Raw genomic sequence first — 6,135 nt, forward strand, 5'->3', positions numbered from 1 at the left:
CGCTTTCTGGGTCGGGGACGGCGGGACCATGCTACGCGGCGAGAACACCCGCGCGCACCGACTTGTTCCGCTGCCGGAGCCGGTCAGCCGCCCTGGCGGCCGAAGCTCTCGACGACCTCCAGGAAGGAGGCGCCGGCGAGCACGTGGAGGTGGGTGTGGAAGACCGTCTGGCCGGCCTCGGCGCCGGTATTGAAGATCAGGTTGTACGCCGGGTAGCCCTCGCGCTCCGCGACGGCGGCCGCCGCCGTCACCAGCTCGCCGAGGATCGCCGGGTCCGCGGCCGCCGAGGCCGCCGCGTTGGGCTGGTGATCGCGGGGCACCACGAGCACGTGCAGCGGCGCCTTCGGGGCGATGTCGCGGAAGGCGACCAGCCGGTCGTCGCTGTGGACGAGGTCGCCGGGGAGCTCGCCGGCGACGATCTTGCAAAACAGGCAGTTCGCATCCGTGGTCACGCCGCTCATGGTGTCAGACTGGCGCCCATGCGAAACAGCACCCCGTTCCGTCGTCTTCCGGTCGCCGTCGCCACCGTCGCGACGCTGGCGCTGGCCGGCTGCGGCAGCTCGGACAGCGAGGCCACCGAGGACGCCTCGACCGCGGTCGAGAGCAGCCAGTCGCCGTCCCCCGAGGAGACGACCGCCACCGCGACAGTGGCACCGCCGACGGCGAGCGCCACCTACACCGAGCCGAGCGAGGTCACCGACATCACCCTCTCCTCCCCCGCCGACGGCGCGACCGTCTCGGGGTCGATCGACGTCTCGGGCACCGCCAACTCGGTCGAGGCCAATGTGCCGTGGCTCCTGGTCGACGCCGCAGGCGCGGTGGTGCAGCAGGGCGCGTTCACCGCCGAGGGCTGGATGGACAAGCTCTACCCCTTCTCCGGCAGCGTCGACCTGGCCGGCGTCGCGCCCGGCGCCTACTCCTTCGTGGTCAGCACCGACGACCCCTCGGACGGCGAGGGCAAGCAGGCCCAGCAGGTGGAAGTCCACATCACCGTCTCGTGACCATCCTCACCGCGCGGGCCCTCAACCGGACGCTGCTACGACGGCAGGGGCTGCTCGCCCGCTCCCCGGGCAGCGTCCATGGGGTGGTTCACGACCTGATCGGGCTGCAGGCGCAGGAGTCGCTGCCGCCGTACCTCTCGCTGGCGGCGCGGCTCGCCGAGCTCGACCCGCACGACGTCACCCAGGCGCTGGCCGACCGCAGCCTGGTGCGGATCCTCAGCCTGCGCGACACCGTGCACCTGCATGTGCCGCAGGACGCCGTGACGCTGCCGGTCTGGGCCGAGCCGGTGCGGCAGCGGGAGGAGCGGAGCAGCCGGACGATCGGCCCGGCGCGCGCGATCGACGCCGACGAGTTCCGGGCGGTCCTGGCCGAGCTGCTCACCGGGCCGAGGCCGCTGCGGGAGCTCTCGGCGGCACTGGCCGAGCGGTACTCCGGACATCCGCCGGCAGCCCTCGGGAACCTGGCCCGGCTCCGGGCGCCGCTGCTGCAGGTGCCGCCACGTGGGGGCTGGAAGGCCTCCGGCGGGGTCGTCTACGAGTACGTCGACCGGTGGACCGGGCTGTCGTTGACGGCTCCCGACCTGTCGGCGCTGGTGCGTCGCTACCTGCGCGGCTATGGCCCGGCGTCGGCCGCCGACATGACGACCTGGTCGGGGGTCACCCGGCTGGGGCCGGTGCTGGCGGCGACGGCGGACCTGGTGCGCCACTCGGTCGCCGGATCTCGGGTAGTGCTCTACGACGTGCCCGAGGGCGAGGTCGTCGAGGACGTCCACGCGCCGGTGCGGCTGCTGGGGAGCTATGACAACCTCTGGCTCTCCCACGCCACCCGGGACCGGATGATGACCCCGGCGGGCCGGGCCGCCTGGATGGGCAGCAACGGCGCCTCGGCCGGGGTGGTGCTGGCGGACGGGTACGTCGCCGGGCTGTGGCGGCCGGTCGAGGGCCGGGTGGTGCTCGACGAGCCGCTCCGGTCGCTCACCCGGCGGGAGCGGGTCGAACTGGACGAGGAGGTCGACCGGGTGGAGGCGCTGTTGGCCCGCTGAGCGCGGGAGAGTCCGTCAGGACCAGCGGGGAGTGCGGGCGAGCAGCGCCGCGACCGCCGCCACGCCGGCGGTGGAGGTGCGCAGCACCTCGGCGCCCAGCCGGACGGTGACCGCTCCGGCGGCCTCGAACGCCGCCACCTCGTCGTCGGTCAGCCCGCCCTCGGGGCCGACGACGACCAGGATCTCCCCCTCGGCCGGCACGTCGAGACCGGCCAGGGAGGCCGTCGCCTCCTCGTGGAGCACGACGGCCAGCGTGGCGTCCGCGACCAGGGCGACGACTGCGGGGGTGGTGGCCATCTCGGCGACCGCCGGGAACCACGCCCGCCGGGACTGTTTGGCCGCCTCACGGGCGGTGGCGCGCCAGCGATTGAGGGACCGCTCCGCGCGGTCGCCGCGCCACACCGCGACCGAGCGGGCGGCCGCCCACGGCACGATCGTGGCAGCGCCGATCTCGGTCAGCGTCTCGACGGCGAGCTCGCCGCGCTCGCCCTTGGGGATGGCCTGGACGACGGTGACGGCCGGAGCCGGAGCCGGCACGGTCTCGATCGTGGCGATGAGCACCTCCATCACCCGCTTGCCGGTCTCGGCGACCTCGCCGGCCGCCCAGACGCCGGCGCCGTCGGTGAGCACGACCTGCTCACCGGGTCGCAGCCGGCGTACCGCGACGGCGTGGTGGGCCTCGTCGCCCTCGACGCGGACCGTCGACCCGACCGCGACGCCGACCAGCGAAAGGACCAGATGGACGGGGAGGGACATGGCCTAGTGGTCCTCTCTGGAAGTTCGTGGGGGGTATGCGTGGATCCAGGTGCGCGCAGCGCAAGGCGGCGTCGCGACGGCATACCGGGCGTCTTCCGAGCGGCGCCAACGCCGCGATGAGTGTGCCTGGGCCGCGCAGACCCGGGACGAACTTCCGGAGATGACCACTAGTGATCGAAGGCGTCGCGCAGCCGGCCGAAAAAGCCCTTCGAGGAGGCCCGGAGCTGGCCCGACGGGTGCTGCTCGCCGCGCAGGTCGGCAAGCTGGTTGAGCAGCGTCTCCTGCTCGGCGTCGAGGCCGGTCGGGGTCTCCACCAGCACGGTGACGACGACATCGCCCCGGCCGCCGCGCAGCCCGGGGACGCCGTACCCCTTGATGGCCTGGTCGGTGCCGGACTGGGTGCCGGGACGCACCTCGAGGTCGAAGGAGGTGACCATGTCCGGGGAGGAGGTCTCGGAGACCAGGTCGGCCTCCAGCGTGGGCAGGGTGAGCACGGTGCCGAGGGCGGCGGCAGTCATCGGGACGGTGACGGTGCAGTGCAGGTCGTTGCCCTGCCGGGTGAAGACCGGGTGCCGGGCGACCTGGAGCTCGACGTAGAGGTCGCCGGCGGGGCCGCCGCCGGGGCCGACCTCGCCCTGTCCGGAGAGTTGCACCCGGGTGCCGTTGTCGACGCCGGCCGGGATCTTGACCGTCAGCGACCGGCGCGAGCGGACCCGGCCCTCGCCGCCGCAGTCGCGGCACGGCTCGGGGATGATCGTGCCGAAGCCGCGGCAGGCCGCGCAGGGCCGCAGGGTGCGGATCTCGCCGAGGAAGGAGCGCTGCACGTGGGCGACCTCGCCGGCGCCGCGGCAGGTCTCACAGGCGACCGGCCGGCTCCCCGGCGCGGCGCCGGAGCCGGAGCAGGTCTCGCAGAGCACGGCGGTGTCGACCTTGATCTCGCGGTTGACGCCGAAGGCCGCCTCGGCCAGCGAGATCTCGACGCGGATCAGCGCGTCCTGGCCGCGCCGGACCCGTGGCCGGGGGCCGCGACCGCCCGCCGCGCCGCCGGCTTGGCCGCCGAAGAAGGCGTCCATGATGTCGGTGAAGGAGAATCCGGCCCCGAAACCACCGGAGCCGACGCCCGAGAATGGGTCACCACCGCGGTCGAAGGCGGCCCGCTTCTGCGGGTCGGAGAGGATCTCGTAGGCGTGCGAGATCTCCTTGAACCGCTCCTGCGCCTCGGGGTCGGGGTTGACGTCGGGGTGGTACTGCCGCGCCAGGGACCGGTAGGCCTTCTTGATCGCGGCGTCGTCGGCGTCACGGTCGACGCCGAGCAGCTCGTAGGGGTCCAATGCTCCTGCTCTCATGCCTCGTCGAGGATGCGCGAGACGTAGCGCGCCACCGCGCGCACCGCCGCCATCGTGCCGGGGTAGTCCATCCGGGTCGGGCCGACGACGCCCAGCGAGGCCAGCACCTCGTCGCGCGGCCCGTAGCCGGTCGTGACGACGCTGGTGGAGGAGAGCTCCGCATAGGGGCCCTCGGCACCGATCCGCACCGTCACCATGCCGCTCGAGGTCGCCTCCCCGATGAGCTTGAGCAGCACGACGTGCTCCTCCAGCGCCTCGAGGAGAGGACGTACGGCGGTCTCGAAACTGTCGCCGTAGCGCGCCAGGTTGGACGCACCGGCCACCGCGATCCGGCCGTCGGAGCGATGGTCGGACATCGCCTCGACGAGCGACTCGACCACGGCGGTGACGACCGGGTCGCCGGGCAGCGCCCGCAGCGCCGCCGCCGCGTCGGCGATGACGACGCCGGCAGCCGCGGCGTTGAGCCGGTTGCGCAGCTCGGCCAGCCCCTCCTCGTCGACCTCGGCGGCGACCTCGACGAGCCGCTGCTCGACCCGCCCGGTCGACAAGATCAGCACGACCAGCAGCCGGGTGGGGGCGAGCGAGACCAGCTCGACGTGGCGGACGGTGGAGCGCGCCAGCGTGGGGTACTGCACGATGGCGACCTGCCGGGTCAGCTGCGAGAGCAGCCGCACCGACCGCTGCACCACGTCATCGAGGTCGACCGCGCCGTCGAGGAAGCTGGCGATGGCGCGGCGCTCCGCCGGGCTCATCGGCTTGACGCCGGCGAGCCGGTCCACGAACAGCCGGTAGCCCTTGTCGGTGGGCACCCGGCCGGCGCTGGTGTGCGGCTGGGCGATGTACCCCTCCTCCTCCAGCACGGCCATGTCGTTGCGCACCGTTGCCGGCGAGACGCCGAGACCGTGCCGCTCGACCAGGGCCTTGGAGCCGACCGGCTCCTCGGTGGCGACGTAGTCCTCGACGATGGCCCGGAGCACCTCGAGTCTGCGGTCGTTCTGCATCCCGGCACCTCTCCCGTCCTCTGGCCCGTCCTCTGTGGCTTGGCACTCGCCGTTTCGGAGTGCCAAGCCTACTAGGCAGAAGCCTCTTGCGTTTGTCGCCGGTTGTTTATAGGTTAGGCTCACCTTTGTTAGGTGGACCTAACGATCGGAAGAGGTCTCGATGAGCTTCACCACGACGGATCCGCGGCTGGCCGCGGCGACCGCGCGCAGCATCCTGTCCTGCCCGGCAGCGATCGAGCTGACGGTCGACGGCGTCCCGCAGCCGCTCGACGACGCCCTGGACGACTCGGGCGCCTTCGCGCTGCAGGACGCCTGCGGCGTGCCCACCTTCCTGTGCGCTCCCGACGGCGCGCTGGCCTACGCCGCGTGCGCCGGCCGCAACGTGCTGCTCTCGCTGCGCAGCGGCCTGGCCGCCGAGGAGACCGATCCCGAGGACCGCTGGGAGACGCTGGTGCTGGCCGGCTCGCTGCGATCGGTGGGCACCGAGGCGTGCGACTGCTGCGACGACACTCGCGAGCGAGCGGTCGTGGACGTGACATTCGTGCTGCTGACCCGGAGCCTCCCCGACGGGTCGCTGGAGCGCTGCCGGGTGCCGCTGGCGGAGTTCCGCTCCCCCAGTCACCAGCTCAACAGGGGCTACCTGCAGCGCTCGGCCGAGCACGCCTGCGACCGCCACCAGGACGAGTTGCGCCGAGCCGTCGCCGCGATCGCCGGGATCCGGCTCGGCGACGTCATCGGGGTGCGGCTGACCGCGCTGACGCCGTACGGCGCCGAGCTGCGGTGGGTCGACGGCGACGGCGCCCGGATCATGGCACTGGAGTTTCCCCGGGTCGCCCACTCCGCCGAGGAGCTCGGCATGATGCTGCGCACCCAGCTGCACCCGGGCATCTGCTGACCCGGCTAGCGTTGGCCCGGTGCACGACACCCCTGGCCTGACCCCCGCGCAACGTCATGCGGACGGAGCAAGGGGTTGCTCCGTCCGCATGAC

General features: G+C 73.1%; 7 protein-coding genes. 3 read left to right on the plus strand and 4 right to left on the minus strand.

Annotated features, from left to right (window positions below):
- Positions 1-83: 83 nt before the first annotated feature.
- Positions 84-461 (minus strand): HIT domain-containing protein, encoded by a 378-nt coding sequence (locus QM595_RS05305; protein ID WP_415170486.1) that lies wholly within the window; start codon positions 459-461, stop codon positions 84-86.
- A gap of 18 nt (positions 462-479) precedes the next feature.
- Here QM595_RS05305 and QM595_RS05310 point away from each other — a divergent pair, with 18 nt between their 5' ends.
- Both QM595_RS05310 and QM595_RS05315 read left to right on the plus strand, forming a co-directional pair.
- A complete protein-coding gene (locus QM595_RS05310) occupies positions 480-1,001 on the plus strand; it encodes a Gmad2 immunoglobulin-like domain-containing protein (protein WP_415170487.1) in 522 nt (173 codons plus the stop codon).
- Complete coding sequence (locus tag QM595_RS05315) at positions 998-2,044, plus strand: winged helix DNA-binding domain-containing protein (RefSeq protein WP_415170488.1); 1,047 nt, start codon at positions 998-1,000, stop codon at positions 2,042-2,044. The genes QM595_RS05310 and QM595_RS05315 overlap by 4 nt, the downstream gene beginning before the upstream one ends.
- Before the next feature lie 15 nt (positions 2,045-2,059).
- Here the strand turns inward: QM595_RS05315 and QM595_RS05320 are convergent, their stop codons facing one another.
- The 3 genes from QM595_RS05320 to hrcA all read right to left on the minus strand — a co-directional run bounded on the left by QM595_RS05320 (position 2,060) and on the right by hrcA (position 5,147).
- The gene (locus QM595_RS05320) at positions 2,060-2,800 is read right to left on the minus strand and encodes a 16S rRNA (uracil(1498)-N(3))-methyltransferase (protein ID WP_415170489.1); all 741 of its coding nucleotides are present in this window, start codon (positions 2,798-2,800) and stop codon (positions 2,060-2,062) included.
- A gap of 167 nt (positions 2,801-2,967) precedes the next feature.
- A complete protein-coding gene (gene dnaJ, locus QM595_RS05325; RefSeq protein WP_415170490.1) occupies positions 2,968-4,146 on the minus strand; it encodes a molecular chaperone DnaJ in 1,179 nt (392 codons plus the stop codon).
- Positions 4,143-5,147 carry a heat-inducible transcriptional repressor HrcA gene (gene hrcA / locus QM595_RS05330; RefSeq protein ID WP_415170491.1) on the minus strand — a complete coding sequence of 335 codons (1,005 nt, stop codon included), beginning with the start codon at positions 5,145-5,147 and terminating at the stop codon, positions 4,143-4,145. Before hrcA ends, dnaJ begins: the two co-directional genes overlap by 4 nt.
- Before the next feature lie 160 nt (positions 5,148-5,307).
- On the opposite strand from hrcA, the gene QM595_RS05335 reads away from it, so the two are divergent.
- Complete coding sequence (locus QM595_RS05335) at positions 5,308-6,042, plus strand: hypothetical protein (protein ID WP_415170492.1); 735 nt, start codon at positions 5,308-5,310, stop codon at positions 6,040-6,042.
- Positions 6,043-6,135: the final 93 nt, after the last annotated feature.

The sequence above is a fragment of the Nocardioides sp. genome (assembly GCF_047607185.1).
Lineage (GTDB): Bacteria > Actinomycetota > Actinomycetes > Propionibacteriales > Nocardioidaceae > Nocardioides.

Coding starts and splice junctions, on each gene's coding strand:
- QM595_RS05305 (WP_415170486.1), bottom strand. CDS start 461: ATGAGCGGCGTGACCACGGATGCGAACTGCCTGTTTTGCAAGATCGTC.
- QM595_RS05310 (WP_415170487.1), top strand. CDS start 480: ATGCGAAACAGCACCCCGTTCCGTCGTCTTCCGGTCGCCGTCGCCACC.
- QM595_RS05320 (WP_415170489.1), bottom strand. CDS start 2,800: ATGTCCCTCCCCGTCCATCTGGTCCTTTCGCTGGTCGGCGTCGCGGTC.
- dnaJ (WP_415170490.1), bottom strand. CDS start 4,146: ATGAGAGCAGGAGCATTGGACCCCTACGAGCTGCTCGGCGTCGACCGT.
- hrcA (WP_415170491.1), bottom strand. CDS start 5,147: ATGCAGAACGACCGCAGACTCGAGGTGCTCCGGGCCATCGTCGAGGAC.
- QM595_RS05335 (WP_415170492.1), top strand. CDS start 5,308: ATGAGCTTCACCACGACGGATCCGCGGCTGGCCGCGGCGACCGCGCGC.